This window comes from Blastopirellula sediminis (genome assembly GCF_020966755.1).
GTDB classification, from domain to species: domain Bacteria; phylum Planctomycetota; class Planctomycetia; order Pirellulales; family Pirellulaceae; genus Blastopirellula; species Blastopirellula sediminis.
Map to the genome: position 1 here is coordinate 2983102 of NZ_JAJKFT010000010.1, position 19799 is coordinate 3002900.

A 19799-nucleotide genomic window follows, 5' to 3' on the forward strand; every position below is an offset into this window, starting at 1 on the left:
CGATGATGATGCGATATGCGGGCTTGGTCCTGCTCTGTCTGACGCTCTCTTTCGGCTGCGTAAAAGGGCCGGAAGAACGTGTTTACCAGCTGAAGCCGCCGGGGGCGATGAAAGAAGCCCAGATGGTCCTGGAGAATTACGCCCAGGGCGGTCCGTATGGCAGCGAAGTCGAAGGTTTTGATCGGATGATCGAGAAGGTCAACGAAGAAGCGCCCAGCTACGGCGCGATCGTTTCCGACGCGTTCAAGAAGATCAAAGAGAACCCCGGCTCGCGTCAAAAGGTGGCGAAAGACGCCCTGGCGAAACTGCCGTCGAATCAGCAGGTCGAAGAGCCCGCCAAATAGTAGGCGACGAAGCCAAATCGGTATTCCTGAAGCGAGGAGCCCCGGCTCCTCGCTTCTTTTTATGCGCAGAGAAAAGCTCGCCCCAGCGGCGAGCTCTTCACAATTTACGTGGCGGCGTCGCTTACGCGCCGTACTTGCCCAAGCGGCCGGCGTTGGCCATCGCCAGCGTCATCAGGTATTGGGCTTCAAACTGGCCCAGACCGCCGGTCAGCGTCGTCTTTTCGCCGAAGCTGGTGTGACCGTCGTAGCGGCAGCAGTCCGAGACCAGCAGCGTCGGAACCGGGTGCCAGCTATGGCTGGCGAGGAACGACGGTGTGCTGTGGTCGCCGGTGACGATGGTGACGGTCGGCTTCAGGGCGTTGATACGCGGAATCTGGGCGTCGAACTCTTCGGTCCGCTGGACCTTCAGCTCGAACTTGCCGTCTTCGCCGCTCGAGTCGGTGTATTTGAAGTGGACGAAGAAGAAGTCGTATTCTTCCCAGTGCTTTTCGAGCAGGTCGATTTCTTCTTCCAGCGTGTGCGGGTCGCCGATGATGTCCATGCCGACTAGGCTGGCCAGGCCTTTGTACATCGGGTAAACGGCGATCGCGGCCGCCTTCAGGCCGTACACGTCTTCAAACGACGGAATGCTCGGCTTGGCCGAGAAACCACGCATAGTCAGCGAGTTCGCCTTCTTTTCGCCGGCCAGCAGTTTGGAGGCCTGGTTGAAAAACTCCAGGGCGATCTTGGCGGTCTTTTCGCTCGCCGCGTCGGCGGCCTTCGGATCGAGCGGCTTCACGCCGGTCGCTTGCGGGTCGGTGTCATGGACGTTGCCGTCCAGCCCTTCGCCCCGGAACAGCACGACGAAGCGGTGTTCCTTGACCGGCTCAACGATGATCTCGATGCCGTCGATTTTGACCTGACGCAGCTTGATCGCCAGCGGAGCGCTTTCTTCGGTCGCGATGCGGCCGGCGCGGCGATCGGTGATCTTCCCTTCGGCGTCGACCGTGCAGAAGTTGCAGCGGACGGCGACGTCCCCTTCCTGCATGATCAGGCCAATGCCGGTAGCTTCGAGGGCGCCGCGGCCGATCAGGTACTTCAGCGGATCGTAGCCAAACAGACCCAAGTGGCCCGGACCGCTACCCGGGGCGATGCCCGGTTTGACCGGAATGCTTCCCCCTTGGACGCCGCGAGCCGCCAACGCGTCAAGGTTCGGCGTCTTGGCCGCCTCCAGTTCGGTCGGACCGCCCGGCGTTTGCGGCAGGCCACCGAGACCATCGCCGACATACATGACGATCTTCGAGTCGTTTTTGGCTTTCAGACTGCGAACGAGTTCAATTTGATCCATGAGACGGTCTTTCGGTCGACGAATGGGAAGCAGGGTGTAGTAAGGTAATGCGCCGCCTACGGGTTAGGAAAAACCGACGGCGACAGCGCTGATTATCGACTTTTCCGCCGCGATCACAACCGGGCACGACAGCAGAGGAGGGGAGAAAGATGGACCTTAGCCGGTAGTATTCACGAATTACCGCCGTGGCGCCCCCCAAAAACGTCGTCGCTTCTGTCGCGGATCGAACTTCGCCGCCGGCACGGCCTGGGGATCAGGCTTTTTCCGTCTGCGGAGGAGAGATCACTTGCGGAAGAACTCAACGGCGTCCGGATGGTCGCGTTGAAGTTGATCCGTGGCGAGATATCGTTTCGCCGGTTCTGAGTCTCGCAGGTAAGCGTCCCAAAAGGCGAGACTCGCCGTTTTCACGACCTGGCTCATTCGATTCTGAGCCTCTTTGCCGCTGCGCCCGTCGTAGGAAAAGTGGTTCGCGCCGGTGATGTAGCCCCAGTATTTATCGCCGGGCGGGCTGAGACGAAATCCCTCCGCACGCCAGCGCGGCTCTTCTGCATGGAGGCCAGGGTCTTCCGATCCGGTCAGCATCATCATCGGAATGTTGATCTTGTCCCAAGAGTGGTCATGCAACCCTTGTTGTCCCCGTCCCTGACCCGCGATCGGCAGGATGGCCCGAATGCGAACGTCCAAAAAGCTGGCCGGCTCTTCCTGGTCCGGCAACATCACCGTGGCGCCGCCGGTCAACATCGACGTGTAGGCGCCAAACGAGTGTCCGCCAACGCCTAGCTCGTCGGCGCTGAACTCCCCACGGAACTTCGTCAGCTTCGATTCGATAACTCCCAGCGAGTCGATCAGCAAAGAAATGTCGGCAGTTCGGCTCCGCCAAGTCGCAGGTCGATCCATCTGGGCCTGCACGCCGGTCTGGTTGGTTACCGACCGGGCGTCGATATGCGTTGGATGAATCACCACATACCCATGTCGGGCCCAGTGCTCGCTCAACGGGCCGAAGACGTTTTTGTCGTAGCGATAGCCGTGCGAGAAGATAATGACAGGCAAAGCCTGATCCGTGACCGGATAACGCACCTTGACCGACAGATCGATGTTTCGCTGCGGGTCGGTCAGCAAGATATCTTCCGTGACTGTTTCGTCAAACGGTCCCGCCGCTGGGATATATCCTGCCCGATTCGGTTCGACCGAACTCTCTTGCTCCTTTACCGCCGCCGGTCCCGAAAGGCTCCACAGAACCACGCACAGGCCAACGACGATTTGCGATCGGAAGCAGCGCCGCGTCGCCAGGTCAGTCATCGTTCCGTTTCCTTCGATTGCAGATGCGTCGTCGAATTGCTCGAATCATCCACCCCATCGTAATCGCAATCGGTTCGCCGAGCCCGCCAAGACCGCGCATATCCAACAGCAACCAGACGCCGGCCGATTCCCCGGTGGACAATAGAAACCGGACTGGACCGCTGCCTTATTTTTTTCGCGTCGACCTGCATCAAAGCAATTCGTTTGCGCTCAAACGGACAGTGGACTGGACTGTGCACTTTTTTTCTTCGCCCAAGAAGGACTGAGCCCTGTTTGTCCTCGCCAGCGAGTGGACTGGACCGCCGCACGCATTTTTTTGACCACCAAGGACTGGACTGGACCGCTGACGTATTTTTTTCGTGTTGACCTCTATCAACACAATTCCTTCGCACCCAAACAGACAGTGGACTGGACTGCGCCGTTTTTTTTCACCAACGACTGGACTGGACCGCCGCGCGTTTTTTTTTTGATCCAGAGTGGACTGGACCGAGGTCATTTTTTTCACGATCGGACCCAGTCCACAGTCAGTCAATCTGGGCAACTTCCCCTCAACCGCCAATCGGATGTGAACTCTCCACCGATCTAAATTGCCAAAGAACAAAACCCGCCGCCAAACAGAATTGCTCGCACCCCGAAATCGACCACGAATGCGTGCGCTTTGTCAACAGACAATTATGAGGATCCAGTAATTGGAACAGAAGGATTTTCCCAACTAGAAGATGTATGGGGTGTGAATTGATAGGAAGCGGCTGCGATGCAGAATAGAATGGCCCGCCATACGATCGTGCATCAGCACGTTTGTTCATTATAAGAGAAGAGACTGGCTGGAAAGACATTTGTGCCCAGCATCGAAAAGGCAATCAGTGCGGCAATGTTGTTTGCCGGAAGTGGAAGAGCCTGAAAGATTCGCCTATAGGCATGAGTTACTGAACCATCGCTTGGAAAACAGCAGCATGACAACGGCAAATGCCATCGAAGCTATGACAGACGCGGGCGAATTTGAGATTCTTGCCACCCGTGTACTACGGCACATCGATGCAGATTACGCTCGAGTGGAGCACTTAGGGGTAAATGCTGACGGAAAGACGGTGAAAAACCCGATAGACGGATTTACCAAGGTGCCTAGTACCAAACCGTCTCGATTTGTCATGGCTGCTTTTTCGACTGATCAAACGGATAACATCGAAAAGAAACTGCTTTTCGACCACACTCTGTCGAGCGGCAAGTCGTACAAGCCATCAGATGATGGAGACCTTATCAAAGCTTCAAGACGAGGCCGATCGATACGGCACGCTGAACCTGACGCGGAACTTGTTTTTACATTCTGCACAAACAAGCAGCCGAACGACGCCATCATGCAGCGGGCCTATGAAGTTGGTCGCCAGTTAGGGATCGAAGTTCGCTTTCTCGCGCGATCGACAATTCGGGACCATCTTGACACGACTCCACAAGGGCAATGGCTTAGAAAAGCTCATTTAGGCATATCGGCCGATATGCTGTCACTTCCGCTCTTGAAAGAATTAGCTTCGCAGACAGTTTCCGCCTACTTGCATGAATTGTTTTGCTCTGAAAACGCCATTGTTGAAACAGCTACAACACGTCGCCTGCTGACATTGTCATCCTGCGACCAGCCGAACGTTCAGGTTTTAACTGGTCCATCTGGGAGTGGTAAAAGTGTTGCGTGTTACCGACTTCTTTTCGAGGTAGAAGCAAGTGGGGGGATTGGACTTTGGCTGCCAGCAGAAAACGTGGCAACGTCCATGTCGCTCGAAGAAGCGATAACAAAGACGCTTCAGACGTTTTGTCCAAATTTGAGTTTGAATGCTGGTAGGCTTGTTAGGGAATTGGTCACAGCACACAAAGCCCCTCTCGTCATTGTCGTTGACGATGTAAATCGCACCTCGACTCCTTCACAGTGTATTCGCAAACTTATCTCTTGGAATCGCAGAGAAGACGCTGCCGGCACTCCGTCGCAATCAGCGCAAATTGTTCATGATCAACCACATTTGGTAATTCCGGTTTGGAATCATTTTTGGAATTCCATCGCGAGCCGGTATCGAGACGATCGCTGTGTCGGCGAACTCTCTACTAGACCCATGACGCGTGACGAGGCTTATGATTGCTTGCAAGCATGTTCTCAGCAGACTATCGGACAGCTGGCGGCATTCGATCTCGCCCGTAAGCTAGAGTATGACCCAATTCTTATAGGATTGTGGGGAAGGATGTACGGCCGCGCTCCTTTCGATCATCTCGAAATCGACCCACATTCTCTTATGGAGGACTACATAAGGGAAACGGTAGAGGAAAGTTCTGTTGATGGCTCACTGTTACCTGCGGATATTCACTCAGCGATCGCTTTGCTTGCTAGTAAAATGCTGACGGAACGAGAGTTGTACCCTCGCTGGTCACGAGTTGCGGAATGGCTTAGTGAATCGCAGTTGGCTGCGATTAGGAGGTTGTGTGTTGGTGGTGGCATTTGCAGCGTGGTCACACGTGACTCTGAACCACGATTCGTGTTTCGCCACGATCGTTTGCTCGAGGCTGTACTCGTAAAACCGCTCGGAGCGTGTTTGCGTAATATTGAGAGCAATCGCGACTTAATCGCGGATCCGTTTTTTACAGATTCACTTGCTCGAACGCTGGTATCAATTGGCGATGCTGAAGTTGTGCGTGCCCTGGTTAACCATGCTCCGTTAGCCATACTGCGCTCTATTCGTCACCTAACGGACTCTCACGTCGCACTGGCACGAGCGATCGTGGATTGCGGGGCGAGTTGGCTTGGGGCTGCAGCTTCCGGTAATACAACACCGCCTGCGATGGTATCTGCAGCTGCCGACATTCTTAGGTCGACTAAAGACCCAATGGTTCTAGCAGTGACAGACCAAGTGAAGGGAGATTGTCGTTTCAGTGGGGCCCGCCTCGTGAATGGTGATTCCGCAAATGGGAAGTTCTTCGTTTTCAGCTCGCATTTCTACCCCGGTTCGCGTGCGCCATTTATCGAAGAAGCAATTCACGACGCGAAGCGACTCCATTTCTCCTCGCTACGCGATCAATTAGTTCGGGAGCTAGAAAGTTCTCCGCATTCCGAAAAAGATCTTTGCGCCGCACTGGTACTGGCTGGCTACTTGGGAGATGAAGCATTGGCAAAGCCAGTGCTGCACGCTTGGATGAACAACGCCGAAGCGAATTGTCTTGTTGAGGCCTTGTGGGCATCGTTACGATGCTCGGTTGTTCCCGAGTTGACGCTCGTTCCTGTTCTCAATTCATGGGCGTCCCTGTCTGATGAAGAAAGTCCGGGCGGACTTACGCAACGAAATGCGTTTGTGTCGGAACTCTCGTGGTCATTGCGTCACGGCGTGAACGACAGTGTAGTTGCATGTCTTGTAGACTATGCCAAGACAGATGGTCGTTTGTCCGATTGTCTCATGGTGTTGCTTGTCGAACTGGATAATCCAATTGCTGTTGGGCATGTTGCTCGCGAGGTGGCGAGGATTGATCGTGAGACTGAAGGGACAAGTTTTTTCAGCTTCGGAGTATATGAGAGTCGAGATAGATGGGATCCGTTGTCCCGCAGCGGAAAGAGATTGTCGGACGAATCTCGTGCCGTGATCTTCTCGATGTGGGAAAAGGCAGACAATGAAAGTGAAAAGAATAGCCTTCTGCGTACGTGGGTCCGTACGACGGATTCTGTCGGTGAGTTGCTAGAACTTCCGCGGGATGTCCAATCGTCAACGACTGTTTTGTCTCGACGCGTGCGACTTGGTGATCCGTCTTGTGTGGATTCTTTAATCGGGCTTCTGAAAAATAAGCCGTCCTGGTGGAATTTAGTTCCGCATATTTGGACAAATCAGTTTGTTGATGTTTTGGACAAAGAATTGGGTGAATTGGGGGCGAATACACCAGACGACTACTCCGGAGGTCGGTCGGATAAACACTACCACCTTACGTCAGTCCTACGGAAAATATCTGTTGAAATTGCGGAACGACTCCTTCTTACGCATTGGGACAAACTTAAGTACAGTCCTCTGGTTTTTCAGACTGCATTGTATGTCGGTGGTGACGCACTCCTTTCGGCGTGCGAACATGTGTTAGCGAATGCCCCCGGCGACTGGAAACCGTTTGAATATATTTGGAAGACTTTTGGGTTTAAAACTACGGGACTGCGAGATCGTCTGACGTTTAAGCATATTGAGGCGCTTCTCCCGTTCATTTCGCACATTCCGGACATGGCATTGGTCGAAGTCGCTGAGTGGCTGATGGGGCACGAGAGAGAAGATGTATTTCAAGAGTGCGTGCGGGATGAGATCGAGAGTAGGGTTGAAGCCCAGAGAAACGAGGGCGGCAACTCGTACATCGTCAGGAGTCGACGTGTTAGTTTTCCAACGGATCGAGATTTACTAGAGTCGCTAGACGGTGCAGAAAATGACAGTCGATTGGTCTGGAGATGGTGTCGTAGCGCAACTGATCGCGGCGACTCTCCGGAACGACTTCGCGGCGTGTTTCAAGCTTGGTTTTTCGAAGATCCTACTCCGGAACGCCTTGTTGCTATCGCGAGGATAGTGATGGAGGTTGGAGTAAGATCGGATGTAGTTGAGCTTCAAGAAAATCAAATCCGCTATGGAAATGAATCGACGACGGTGATCGTTGAGGAGGCTGCCTTCATCGTAAGGTACAGAACGCTTTCGTGAGGCCTGAGTTGTAGCCGCGGGATAGGATCTATGAAGAAGCCGCAGTCAAGTTGATAGCGGGATATGAAGTTCGGGATCTTCCAAGCATCCATGCGGCGTATCCGTGCGAGCGGACCAGCTTGGTGGCAATGTTGGCCCACTTTTGTCTTCGGGAGCCACTGTCGTCTGTGAAAGTGTCTTCGTTAAATGCCGACTGCAATTGACGTAGCATAACCTTGGCGAGTTGTTGCATGGTACGTGTAAAGTCAAAGGAATTATTGCGTTCGTTGACGTGCCGGGCCGTTCAAATCGTCGAGTAGAAGAGCACTGTCGCAGACGACAGTGGCACCCAAGAAAGACGATAAAGCAGTGAAACCCGGCCGCTGGCGACGTGATGTTATTTACTTCAACGACGGGCCGGCCAGTCGAGTGCCGTTGGTGGTGATGATTTGAAAGTGGTGGATGCCGACTTTTTGACCGTCGGCGTATTTCCACACCACTTTTTTATCGGGCGTCACTTCGAACATTTTGGGGGCGGTCGGGTCGGCGCGGCCGGCGGCGTAGCTGGTGATGACGATGTTGCCGTTGGGGAGTACCTGGCCGCCGCAGGGATCCTGGAGCCAGTTGCCGGGCAGGTCGTCGTTGGTCAAGGTCCAGACGATCTTGCCGTCGGCGTCGAAGTCGACGACTCGGTTTCCGTGGGTGCAGCAGACGAGCGTATGGTCTTCGCCATGCCGAATGGCCGTAAAGGGCCACGTGTGAATGCGGTGGTCGGGGTCATTCGGAGCGGTCGTATCCAGTTTGTCCAGGAGTTGGCCGTCGCGGGCATAGTGGTAGTCGGCGAAGTCCAACAGATGCGGCGCGAGGTAAGTGCCGTCTTGGAGCTTGCGAGCCATCCGAGTCTGCATGTGATGATTCTTCTTCTGGCAAGCGAGCGGGAACTCCACGATCACTTTGCCGGTAGCGCTGACTTCGAGCAGTCGGGGGTTGTCGCCTGCTTCAGTGATGACGAACGTGCCGTCGGCAGTTGGCTGGGCGCTGTTGACCTCACTTTGCGTCCCCTGCCAGATCAGCGTTTCCTGGCCGTCGGGTGCGATGCTGACGACCGAGCCGCCGTTGCGCTTGGATTGGCTTAACGTCAGAATGATCGTGCCGTCGTCCAGCACGTAGCCGTCGCGGGTCGCGGCCGGATAGGTCCAGCTCACTTTTCCATCGGCGCCCATGATGTAGGTCTTTTCGCCGCACGCGAGAAAGCTGTGCGTGATTTCTTGAGCGAAGGCGCTGTTGCCAAGGATGACGAGCAGGAGCGCTGTCAGGAGCAGTGGAAGTCTCATCGGAAGCCTTTTCTGGGGGAAATAGTCGTAGTTGGCGGGATGGCGTTGGTAGCCGATCTCATACTTCGGGCGCCACGGTCGTCTGCGACCGTGCTCGTCAACCAGTTCATGCGATGGGGTCGACAGCGCAAAACGTTCAGGCAATTACGATTAAGCCATTCTTTTGACTTCCCATCCACAATGCAATACTGTGCTGACTTGAAGCTCTACCGGTAGGCAAAAGACACTGTCGCAGACGACAGTGGCACCCAAGAAAGACGATAAAGCAGTGTCACCCGGCCGCTGCACGCCGCTACGGCGCAGTGATGGGCAAGGACAACTCGTGCTGAGATTCTTTGATTTCGGCGGTCAAGGGAGTCGTGCCGAGCGAACGGTAGTCGTTGGCCTTATTCGCGGGCCGTTCGTCGATCGATCTCTCGCAGTTTGGCGCCTTTCCATACTCCCCAGGCGAGGACGAGCCCTAGGGCGCCGAAAAAAATTGGATATCCCCAGACGCCGACGAACGAATCGCGACAGATTCGCGTGGGACGTTGTGGGTCGTACAAGATCGGAACGTTGTCGTTGACGGCTAACTTGAGAGAAGAGTCGCCCAGGCTGCTTTCGATCATCTTCCCATCCGCGGTCGAAAAACGAACGTAGTAGGTGATCGTGGTTGTACGGCCGCTGCTGGCTCGGGAGGTTTTCGTTTTGTAGTGCGTACAAGTGGCGGTGGCCTGCTGGCCGCGCAAGCCCAACACGATCTGGGAGTAGCAGTTATACGTGATGAACAAGAACATCGCGGTCAGCACAACGCCAGCGAAAACCGTTGCCAGCGTTTTCGGATCGTAGTGCCGCCAAGCGAAGAAGCTTTGCATTTCGCTTCCTTTCTAGGGAATAAGATGGCGGCATCAACAGTCGACGTTCATCTCCGGCAGGGTAGGGGATGGGAGGCCGGAAGTCAAAAGAATTTGCTATTGAGCTCACGCTGGGGTGCCATGGCCACGGCCTTGCGTGGCCATGAATGTGGTTGAGATTCTATTTGGGGCGTTGTTCAAACGCATCGCCTGCCCTTTGTAGCAAGAGAAGGGCTTGGCGGAGAATTGATTGCCGACCGCACACATGGCCACGCAAGGCCGTGGCCATGGCACCCTCAAAAAGAGAAGCACGCCCTGTCGGATAGGGCGTGCTCTCGGCGTTCTTCCTGACGTCGCGACTTAGCTTCTCGCGCCCGCTCTTGCGCGGTTGCGGCCGTTGATATCGCCGGCCAGGTCGTCGACCAGGTCCCCCATCGGATCAAGCAGGACTGCGTTGGCGAAGAGTTGATCTCGTGGCGGCTGCGGTTGGTCGGCGGTTAGCGGAGCCGGTTGGGAATCGCGGGGACGGCCGCCGTCGCCGGGACGTGGTTTCGGCTGCGGCTGGAGGCCGAAGTCGACGTTGCGGACGATCTGGCCGCCGACCGAGATCAACACGTCTTGCGTTTGCGTCACCGGACCGGTCGGCGTCAGCAGGAGTGCGGCGACCTGGTAGTCGCCGGTCTCCAGGAAATCGTCGAAGCGGTAGTTGCCGCGGCGGTCGGTGATCGTTTCGGCGACGACTTCTCCGTCATCGTTGAGCAACTGAATCGTAACGCCGGGCTGGCCTTGCGGGCGATCTTGGCGTCCACCTTGTTGGCCATCGGGGGCGAAAACAGTGCCGGTAACGGTCGCCGACATGAAGAAGACGTTTGCCTGCAAGTTGTCGATGACGGTGTTGCGCTGAATGATGTCGGACAGAGTGGTGTGCTCAATCCGATCGACATCCTGCGGCGAGAAGATGTTCTCGTACCAGAAGCGATCGCCGTCGCGGAGTCGGGTAAACTGATCGACGAGGATCGCCTGGGTCGTTTCGCCGACGCTGCCGCCGGCGACATGATCTTCGGCCAAGGCGCCGACCCACAAGTCGATATTATCGACCGTGCCGTACAGTTCTTCCAATTGTTGCTGCAGCTCGGGATCGGAAGTGATCTCGGCGAAGCTGGTCACGCGGGGCAAACCATACGCTTCGCGAACCGTGTTGTAGTCGGCGATCCCATGATCGCGACCGCGCTGGATGTTGAGCGAAGCGAGGTCGAGGCCGCCGCTGCCGGGGGCGCCGAAGAGGAAGTTGCGGACGCTGTCGACGATTTGCGTGTCGACTTCCTGCGATTGCGTCGACGCGGCGTATTTCAAGAGAGCGTCGATGCCGTGCTCTTGAACCAGCGCCGGGTTGAAGAAGGCTTCGGCCAAGGTCACTCCTTCAAAGATTGCCCGGCCGTCGTTGCCGAAGAATTCGATGTCGTCGTTCAGCAGACTATGTCCCATCCGATAAGCGGCGGTGGCGAACTCGTTGGTGATGCCAGGATTGATGGTCGGATCATAGCCGGCGTAATCGGGGATGACCCCTTCGCCAAGCAGGGCAGGGAGGAACTCGTTGAAGGTGATCGATTGGATTTCGGCGATCACGATCGAGCGGGCTTGCTGGTAAATTTCTTCGTCGGTGAGGGAAGGATTTTGCTCGGCGATCTGGTCGGCCCAGAAGTTGTGTTCGCGAACGAACAACGTGTGGAGCGACGACAGTTGGATGTTCTCGTTGACGCGAACGTCCCCTGCGTAGAAGGCGCCCTGTTCGTTGACCGGCAGCAGGTCGCCTTCGCTCGTCTTTAGTTTGCCCCCTTCAAACGTTCGCAGGCTATCGGCGACTTCCTGCGTCGAACCATAGACCTGCGAGCCGTCAATGAAGGCGGTGATTTCGTTGAACTGTTCCCGCGGGTTGTCGACGCTGTCGCCGGTCGCCGGATCAAACAGCGAGCGGAAGAAGTGAAGCACATCGTCGCCGCTGCCGTCGGGATCGAAGTAGGGATCGCCGGTCGGGATGGCGATGTTGGCCGCTTCGGAATCGCCGGTTTCGGTCAGGTCGATGTCGTGGTCGAGGAACTGCCCCCAGACGTAGACGAAGGCGGAGAGTTGCCGCTCGTTCCCGGCGGAGCCAGGCTCTTGCGCGACAAGTGCGTTGCTGATCTCGCGAGCGCTGGGACGATCTTCGCCGGCCAGCGACGAAATTCCGTCGCCATAATCGGCCGGGGCGACGCGGAGGAAATCGACGCCGACGCTCCCGTACTCGGGGTTGTCGACATTGTTGCCGGTGCCGTCGATCGAGCGGACTTCGTCGGTGAGCGAAGTCGGAATCGGCGCCGGGGGAGGGAGCATGGAGTCCTCAATCGGCGCCAGCGAAAATGCATCGACAGCAAATAGTTCGCGCTGTTCCAAAGCTTCTACGTTCGATTGGCGCGTACCGCTAGACAGTTTGCTTCTCATGGGGTTTTCTCACTCTGTTCCGGTGTGACGCCTTGCCCTACGGTTTTGATAGTAGATGGCGAGTGCAAATCTGTCGCGGAATTTGCGCGGATAAATTCGATGAACTTTCGAATTTTTTCGGCGGGCAAGTTTTTTCGTAGGGTGGGTGGAGCAAGCGTGGAAACGCGCCGTTTGGTGGAGAGCGTGAGTCGCTTGCGCAACCCACGACTTTGTGGCGAACGCATTTCGTGGGTTGCGCAAGCAATCATGCGAGTGAGCGTTGGTAGACGCAATGCGCTTGCTGCACCCACGCTACGATTATCTTGCGATCGCATTCCCTCGGCTTGCGCCTCGGGTTAGTGTGGTGAGCCCTTAGATATCGAGCTCATCGACGGCGTCGATCAGATCGTCGAGTTCGTCGCGATCTTCCGCCGGCTTGTCGGCTTGGCGTTTGGGGACGCCGACGGTGGAGCCTACGGCGTCGCGGCCGGCCAGCAGAAGTTGTTCGTCGCGTTCGCGGATCGCGGTATCGACGGCGTTTGGATCTTCGGCCGGTTTGCCGAAGAGTTGCGAGAGATCGATCTTCAGGCCCCCTTCGGCGACCAGGTCGCTGCCGGCGATCGTCGGCGTTTTGTGCTGCGGGAAGATGATCGCGTTTTCGGGACAGACGCGACTGCACGCGGGGCAACCTTTGCGGCAGTTGTCAGGCTGTTCAACCAGGATCGTATCGACTCCGTCGACGCCGTAAACGCCGAACAAGCAGAAGTCGATGCACTCCATGCAATTGGTGCAGCGGCTGTAGTCGATTACCGGATACCAGCGGCGGCCGCTCGTCTCTTGAATGCGGATCGGCTCGCTCGGTTCGGTCGCCGGAGCGCCGACGTAGGTGTCGTTGGTCGGTTGATCGTGGCGCTGTTGTTGCTCGGGCGTCACACCGTTCGGTTTCGGCGGATCGAGCGTCAGCCCGCCGAGCTGAACCACTTGCGGCGTTTGTTCGGCGGCGATCCGCTCGATCTCGGCGACGTAGTCGTCGACCTTGTCGGAGACGCGGAGGTCCAAGCAATAGATGTAGCGATTGGAAGCGGGGCGGGAGTCGGCGACCCGCTGCTTTTCGTCGGCGGCGTCCTCCTCTTCCAACTCGTCGAGTTCATCCTCGTCCGCTTCGTAGGTCAGCAGCGACGTGCCGATCTTGCCATGGATCCCATTGCGATCGAGGGTCCAACGAGCCGCGCGTTCGAACATCCACGACAGGATCACCATGTTGCCGGTGATCCCTTCCAGACAAAGCATGCCGGGACCGTCCGACTTCAAGTCGTACAGGTGCGGAATGATGGTCACTTCAACGCCAGGCTGAAACAGCAAACGGGCGACGATATCCTCTTCGAGGCTCCGTTTGGCCGGATTCTGGCTTTGTCCTTGGCTGAGGACGACGGTCAGTTTTTTCGCCATGGGGTTACTCGTTGAGTTGGCCTTTGATCGTGCGCTGGGTCACTTCCCACACCGATTCAAGGTGGGTCAGGTATTGGTCCGGCGACATTAACTCGTCGCCGGGGCCGTCGATTTCGTACAGCCACCCGGCGCCATACATATCCAGGTTAATCTGCGACGGGTCGCTTAACAGCGCCGGATTGAACGTGGTCAGTTGTCCGGCCAGCGGAGCGTACAGGTCGCTTTCCGCTTTGCTGCTTTCGATGAAGCCGATTTCCTGGCTTTGTTTCACCGCAACCGGAGCGTCGACGTTCCACTCTAAGAAGTATACGTCTTGCAGCAGCCGGACCGCATAGGCGGTAAAGCCGAAGCGGTATCCTTGGGCGGTGGGCAGGGCCCACGTGTGGTTTTTGGCGTACTGGCGATCGGTCGGAAACTTGGCCTCGAACTTCCCCATCATGAAGACAAGAGAGTCGTCGCTCATGTATAGCGAACTCCCTGGTGCTTCTCTTCAAAGAACGGGGGCAACAGCCCGTCAGCGCGAAGCAGACCGTCGCGGGTCAGTTCGATCCGACCGCCGTCGACGGTCGCCAGTCCGGTTTCGACATACTCGTCCCAGATCGGCTGCCACTTATCGAGGATGTTGACGCCGAACTTGTTCTGGAAGTAGTCGACGTCCAAATAGCCGCGCTTCAGCAGCAGGATCGTTTCACGAATCAGCAGCTGTTCCGGCGTCGGACGATAGGCCCGCTTCAGCGGCAGCTGCTTCTTTTCGAGCAAGTCGCCGGTGTAGTCGGCCCATTCGGTTTTGTTCTGGTAATGAACGCCTGAGATGTGACCGAAGCTGGCGACCCCAGTCGCGAGCAAGTCGGCGCCGCCGAACAAGTTGTCGCGGTAGCTGAAGCTGACCTTGGTCGGGTCTTTGATCATCGTGTAGGCGCTCGACTGCGAGTAGCCGGCTTTCGCCAACTCGTCGAAGGCGTAGCTGACCCAGGCTCGCTTTTGCGGCCAGTCGGCGACCGGCGTTTCGATCTTGTTCCCCAGGATGTCTTGCGAGTAGACGGTGTTGAACGGCAGTTCCATCTGGTAGATGGTGACGCTTTCGGGCGACAGTTCGAGCGTCTTGGCGACGCTATTGCGCCACGTGTCCCACGTCTCGCCGACCATCCCCGCGATCAGGTCGATGTTGACGTTGGGGAACTTGGCGGCCTCGATCCATTCCCACGCGGTGTAAACCTCTTTCGAGAGATGCGCGCGGCCGTTTTCTTCCAGGATCTTGTCCGAAAAGTTCTCGATGCCGAGGCTGAGCCGGGTGACCCCCATCTCGCGGAGCGCTTTAACCTTCGTCTCGCTCAGCGTGCCAGGTTCGCACTCGAAGGTGACTTCTTCGGCCTGATCCCAGCTGATGCTTTGGCGCAGTCGGTCTTCGAGTCGTTTCAGTTGTTTCGGGCTGAGGAACGAAGGCGTGCCGCCGCCGAAGTAGACGAAGCGGAAGGGACGTCCCCCCATCGCCGGCAATTGGCTGACCAGCTGAATCTCTTCGACCAGGGCCGAAACGTAGGTTTCGACTTCCGAGGCGTTCTTATCGGTGTAGACGCGGAAATAGCAGAACTTGCACCGCTTGCGACAGAACGGAACGTGCAGATACAAACCGAGCGGCACCCCAGGACGAGGCTCGCTGGCCATCGCCTGTTGCAGATCGGGAATCGCATCCTCGCTCCACTGCGAAAAGGGAGGATAGTTCGAGATGAAGTAGCTGCCGACTTCGGTTTTGACTGAATCGGTGGCCATGAAACTCCTGCAGGTTAGTCGTGCAAATTTGCCGCGCTATTCTTTTGTTTTCGTGCCGAAGCAGTAAACGACTCCGTCGTCGCTGGCGATCAGCAACTTGTCGTCGCTGATGGCCGGGCCGCCGGTAAAGCCGCCGCCTGCCTCGTAGCTCCACGCTTCGGAGCCGTCGCTGATTTTCAATCCGTAGACTTTGCCGTCGGCCGAGCCGAAGTAAACCTTGTCGCCGGCGATGACCGGAGAGCTGTCGATCCGTCCCCGCGAAGGAAACGTCCAGAGCTGCTTGCCGTTGGTCATGTCGACCGCCGCGATTCGCTTGTTGCGACCGCCGATGATCACTTGCTTGTCAGTGACGGCGGCGCTGGCGCGAAACGCCTGGCGGCCACGTTCGTCTTCATAGGTCCAGCGAACCTGGGCTTGTTTCCAGTCGATCCCGTAAAGGGTTCCCCCTTCGGTCCCGAAGACGACCAGGTCGCCGTGAACCGCGGGAGTGCTGCCGGTTGGGGCGTCGATCGGAACGTCGGTCGCGCTGGTCCCTTTGTCGAGATCAACGATGTGCAGCTTGGCGTCGCAGCCGGCGACGAAGCCGCGGTTCTCGACGATGGTCGGCATGCAGCGAATCTGATCAGCGATCTCGTACTTCCAGACGAGTTGGCCGTCGGCCGCGGTCAGACAATAGAGCGATGCGTCTTGCGAACCGATCAGCAGTTTGTCTTGATAAAAGTTGACGCTGCCGTTGATCTCGGCGCCGGTTTCAAACTTCCAGAGGATGTCGCCGGTCTTGGCGTCAAGGCAATAGACCAGGCCATCCATGTCGCCGAGATAGACCTTGCCGTCGCGATAGGCGGGGCTGCCATAGAAGCCGGTGTCGATCGACTTCTTCCAGAGCTCTTTGCCATCGGCCAGCGAAAGGGCGTAAACCGCTCCGTCCAGGTCGCCGATGTAGACGACGCCGTCGACCACGGCCGGGGTCCCCTCGAAGGCCCCCTTTTCGACTTTGTACTTCCAGAGGAGCTCGAGCTTGTCCGGCAAAGCGTGGGCCGCGACTCCGCTGGCGACCGGATCTCCCCGAAAAAGGGGCCAATCGGCCTGGAGCGGCGCACAGCAAAACGCGATGATCAGCGCAGAGAGTATGCGAGGCATGGCGTTAGCGGCTCCAGCGGCGGGAAGTGGGACTAGCGGCGACTCCTTATTCTACCAGAAGCATGTCGTATTGGCACACGCTTGCTAGTTGGAGGCCTTTTGTAAGGATTAGGCTATCAACCGATCTTGCCGATTTTTGGTGAATTTCCCAACATTCAGGCAAATATGCCCTAATCGCGACGAACTACCCGACGGTGTGGCGTAAATTGACGTAATTCCGGCCGTTCCCCACCTGCCGCCTTTGATGCGGCGTGTCGAATGAAGCGTTTTCCCCTTCCCAACTCGTTCTGGATCATCGTCACCGTGGTGATAATCGGCGGCGGTCTGATCTATTTGCCGTCGGTCATCGCGTCGTACTATCGCGAAGCGGCCGAATTGGGGGGCGTGGCGAAGATCGCGTACCTGGTCAGCGTGATCGGGGGAGCGACCCTGATTGTCGGCGCCGGCAGCTGGGTTCTCTACCGGCTGGTCCGGGCCAAGCGGCTGAAGTCGCAGCGGAAAGAACGCCGCGCGAAAAATCCGAGCCAACTTTCGGCCGAACAGCGCCGCACCGAACTGAGCGAGAACCTGGCGTCTCTTGAAGATTTTCAAGCCGAATCGGGGGACGACGAACTGGCCGATCAGCTTGCTCCCCTGCGCGAGAAGATTGAGCTGAAGCTCGACAATCAGCGGCTCGAGATCGTCGCCTTCGGCACGATCAGCAGCGGCAAGTCGTCGTTGCTCAACGCACTGGCGGGGCGCAATGCGTTCGCCAGCGAAATTGCCGGCGGCACGACGGTCACCCGCAATGAGATTCCCTGGGTTGGCGACAACCGCGTGATTCTGGTCGACACGCCGGGGCTGGGGGAAGTCGACGGCGAAACACGTCAGTTGATCGCGGCCGATGCGGCCAAGACGGCCGACATCGTGCTGTTGGTGGTCGACGGTCCCTTGCGTGACTCCGAGTTTCGTCTGCTGGAGTTGCTCGGGCAGATGGAGAAGCGGGTGATCATCTGCTTCAACAAAGAAGATCTCTACAACGACGGCGATCGGGCGAAGCTCTTGCAGCAGATCTCGAAGCAAGCGGAAGAGTTCGTCCGCCGCGAAGATATTGTCTCGGTCCGGGCCCGCGCCACGCAGCGCAATCGCGTGCGGATCGCCGTCGACGGCAGCGAGATCACCGAAGAAGTGACAGTGCCGGTTTCGATCGAACCGCTCGCCAACCGCATGATGCAGGTGGTCAAAAAGGATGGGAGCGATTTGCTGCTCGCCAACTTGCTGCTGCAATCGCGCGGGCTGGTCGATCAGGCGCGGTTGAAAGTAGAGCAGGCGCTCGATCGTCGGGCGAACCAGATCGTCACCAAGTACATGTGGGGCGTCGGCGGAGCTTCAGCCGCTTTGAGCCCGCTGCCGTTTGTCGACATCGCGGCCGGAATTGCGATTTCCACCAAAATGGTGGTCGACCTGGCGAAGGTTTATAAACAAGACGTCGATATCGACGTGGCGGTGCAACTGCTCGGACAGTTGGGAAAGAACCTGCTCGGCATTTTGGGGGTGAATATCGCCGTGCCGGCGGTCGCGTCGCTGCTGAAGACGGTTCCTGGCGCTGGATATTTGGCCGGCGCCGCGCTCCATTTAGTGGTGATGGCTTTGATCACCCGCTGGATTGGCAACGTCTTTATGGAATACTTCAAGAACGAGATGCGCGAGCCGGAGGGAGGACTTGCCGGCTTGGCCCAACGCGAATGGAGCCGCGTGACGCAACTCAATTACCTGCGCCAATTGGTGCAACAGGCCCGCAATCAATATGTCGACTGACAGTTCCCCCGAAACGACCGAACCGCCGCAGCACGTCGATGACGAGCGCTATCTTGATGCGCTCACCTCGGTGCGGAAAACGCTCGATCGCTTTCGCGGCTGCAGCGATCAAGAGAAAGACTTGCTCCGTCGCGATTTGCGGCAGATGCAAGAGATGGAGTCGAAGCTGACGACCGGCCGAGTCGAGATCGTCGTCTTCGGCGAAATCAGCACCGGCAAGTCGGCGTTGATCAATGCGCTAGTCGGTCAGGCGGTGACCGAAGTCGACGTGCAGGGTGGTTGGACCCGCGAGATCTGGCATGTCGCGTGGGATGGGTGCGGCTATCGCATTCCGGGGCTTGGCAGCAGCGAAGTGGTGCTGATCGACACGCCGGGGATCAACGAAGTCGGTGGCGCCCATCGGGGCGAAATGGCGCAAGACGCCGCCCGGCGGAGCGACATGATCCTCTTCGTGACCGACTCGGACTTGAACGAAACCGAGTTCTCGGCGCTGGTCAGTCTCGCCGCGGTCAACAAACCGATCATCCTGGTGCTGAACAAAATCGATCTCTTTTCGCCGGACCAGCGAAAGCGTTTGCACGAAGTTCTCTCGCAACGTTTGGATGGAATCGTGCAATCGGAGAACATCGTCGAAACGTCGGCCGATCCGCGCGAAGTCGAATACATCGTCGAAAAGGCGGATGGCTCCAGCTCGAGCCAATGGCGGAAGCCGAACCCGAACATCGAAGCGCTGCAGCTGAAGATGCTGGAAGTGCTGGAGAAGGATGGGCTCGCCCTGCTCGCGCTCAACGCGGCGATGTACTCGGCCGACAAGTCGGACCGCATCGCGTCCCTCAAATTGAAGATTCGCAACGATCGGGCCAATCAACACATCTGGGGTTACGCCGTCGTTAAAGCGACGACCGTCGCGTTCAATCCGGCGCCCATCGCCGACGTGATCGGCGGCGGCGCCGTCGATGTGGCGATGGTGTGGCATCTGGCCCATATCTACGGCATCGAGATGACCTGGGCCAACGCCGAAAAGCTGGTCAAGTCGGTCGTGCAAGCGGCCGGCTGGGTGACGCTTGGCGAACTGACGACCCATGCGATCATGTGGAGTCTGAAAGCGGTAACCCTCGGCTGGGGTTCGGTGCTGACCGTCTTGCCGCAAGGCGCCGCGGCCGGTTATGGCTCGTACGTCGTCGGTCAGGCGGCGAAGTACTACTTCGAGCATGGCGCGTCGTGGGGAAGCGAAGGACCGAAGTCGGTCGTTCAAAAGATCCTCAACAAGACCGATCGCAACTCGGTGATTCAAGACTTGAAAGACGAGATTCTGAAAAAGCTGCGAATCAATCAGCACGCCGGCGTCAACGAATAGGCCGCCGTCTCGCAGCCCGATAATC

13 protein-coding genes are annotated in these 19799 nt (G+C 57.4%); 4 read left to right on the top strand and 9 right to left on the bottom strand.

Annotated elements, in window-relative coordinates; translation table 11 throughout:
• Positions 1-2 precede the first annotated feature (2 nt).
• Entirely contained in the window at positions 3-344 is a 342-nt protein-coding gene (locus LOC68_RS23830; protein WP_230223402.1) for a hypothetical protein, read from the top strand.
• A 121-nt stretch (positions 345-465) separates the two neighbouring features.
• Here LOC68_RS23830 and LOC68_RS23835 read toward each other — a convergent pair whose 3' ends face one another.
• Together LOC68_RS23835 and LOC68_RS23840 are read right to left on the bottom strand one after the other, a co-directional pair.
• Entirely contained in the window at positions 466-1671 is a 1206-nt protein-coding gene (locus LOC68_RS23835; protein WP_230223404.1) for a 2,3-bisphosphoglycerate-independent phosphoglycerate mutase, read from the bottom strand.
• 282 nt (positions 1672-1953) lie between these two features.
• Positions 1954-2970, bottom strand: coding sequence for an alpha/beta hydrolase family protein (locus LOC68_RS23840; protein WP_230223406.1), 1017 nt, complete (start codon positions 2968-2970; stop codon positions 1954-1956).
• A 953-nt stretch (positions 2971-3923) separates the two neighbouring features.
• Between LOC68_RS23840 and LOC68_RS23845 the strand changes: the two genes are divergently transcribed.
• Positions 3924-7658: a hypothetical protein gene (locus LOC68_RS23845; RefSeq protein WP_230223408.1), complete on the top strand. Its 3735-nt coding sequence runs from the start codon at positions 3924-3926 to the stop codon at positions 7656-7658.
• A 380-nt stretch (positions 7659-8038) separates the two neighbouring features.
• Here LOC68_RS23845 and LOC68_RS23850 read toward each other — a convergent pair whose 3' ends face one another.
• The 7 genes from LOC68_RS23850 to LOC68_RS23880 form a co-directional block, all read right to left on the bottom strand.
• Positions 8039-8971, bottom strand: a complete 933-nt coding sequence (locus tag LOC68_RS23850; RefSeq protein ID WP_230223409.1) for a hypothetical protein — start codon at positions 8969-8971, stop codon at positions 8039-8041.
• A 386-nt stretch (positions 8972-9357) separates the two neighbouring features.
• Complete coding sequence (locus LOC68_RS23855; RefSeq protein WP_230223411.1) at positions 9358-9825, bottom strand: DUF3592 domain-containing protein; 468 nt, start codon at positions 9823-9825, stop codon at positions 9358-9360.
• A 339-nt stretch (positions 9826-10164) separates the two neighbouring features.
• A complete protein-coding gene (locus tag LOC68_RS23860) occupies positions 10165-12174 on the bottom strand; it encodes a peroxidase family protein (RefSeq protein WP_230223413.1) in 2010 nt (669 codons plus the stop codon).
• Between the two features lie 459 nt (positions 12175-12633).
• Positions 12634-13710 (bottom strand): ATP-binding protein, encoded by a 1077-nt coding sequence (locus LOC68_RS23865; RefSeq protein WP_230223415.1) that lies wholly within the window; start codon positions 13708-13710, stop codon positions 12634-12636.
• Positions 13711-13714: 4 nt separating this feature from the next.
• A complete protein-coding gene (locus LOC68_RS23870; protein ID WP_230223417.1) occupies positions 13715-14173 on the bottom strand; it encodes a glycine cleavage system protein H in 459 nt (152 codons plus the stop codon).
• On the bottom strand, positions 14170-15480 hold the full coding sequence (locus LOC68_RS23875; protein WP_230223419.1) for a coproporphyrinogen-III oxidase family protein: 1311 nt from the start codon (positions 15478-15480) through the stop codon (positions 14170-14172). The genes LOC68_RS23870 and LOC68_RS23875 overlap by 4 nt, the downstream gene beginning before the upstream one ends.
• A gap of 36 nt (positions 15481-15516) precedes the next feature.
• The gene (locus tag LOC68_RS23880) at positions 15517-16620 is read right to left on the bottom strand and encodes an outer membrane protein assembly factor BamB family protein (protein WP_230223420.1); all 1104 of its coding nucleotides are present in this window, start codon (positions 16618-16620) and stop codon (positions 15517-15519) included.
• Between the two features lie 258 nt (positions 16621-16878).
• Here LOC68_RS23880 and LOC68_RS23885 point away from each other — a divergent pair, with 258 nt between their 5' ends.
• Together LOC68_RS23885 and LOC68_RS23890 are read left to right on the top strand one after the other, a co-directional pair.
• A complete protein-coding gene (locus tag LOC68_RS23885; RefSeq protein WP_230223422.1) occupies positions 16879-18417 on the top strand; it encodes a YcjF family protein in 1539 nt (512 codons plus the stop codon).
• On the top strand, positions 18407-19774 hold the full coding sequence (locus LOC68_RS23890; RefSeq protein ID WP_230223424.1) for a GTP-binding protein: 1368 nt from the start codon (positions 18407-18409) through the stop codon (positions 19772-19774). The genes LOC68_RS23885 and LOC68_RS23890 overlap by 11 nt, the downstream gene beginning before the upstream one ends.
• The last annotated feature ends 25 nt before the right edge of the window (positions 19775-19799 follow it).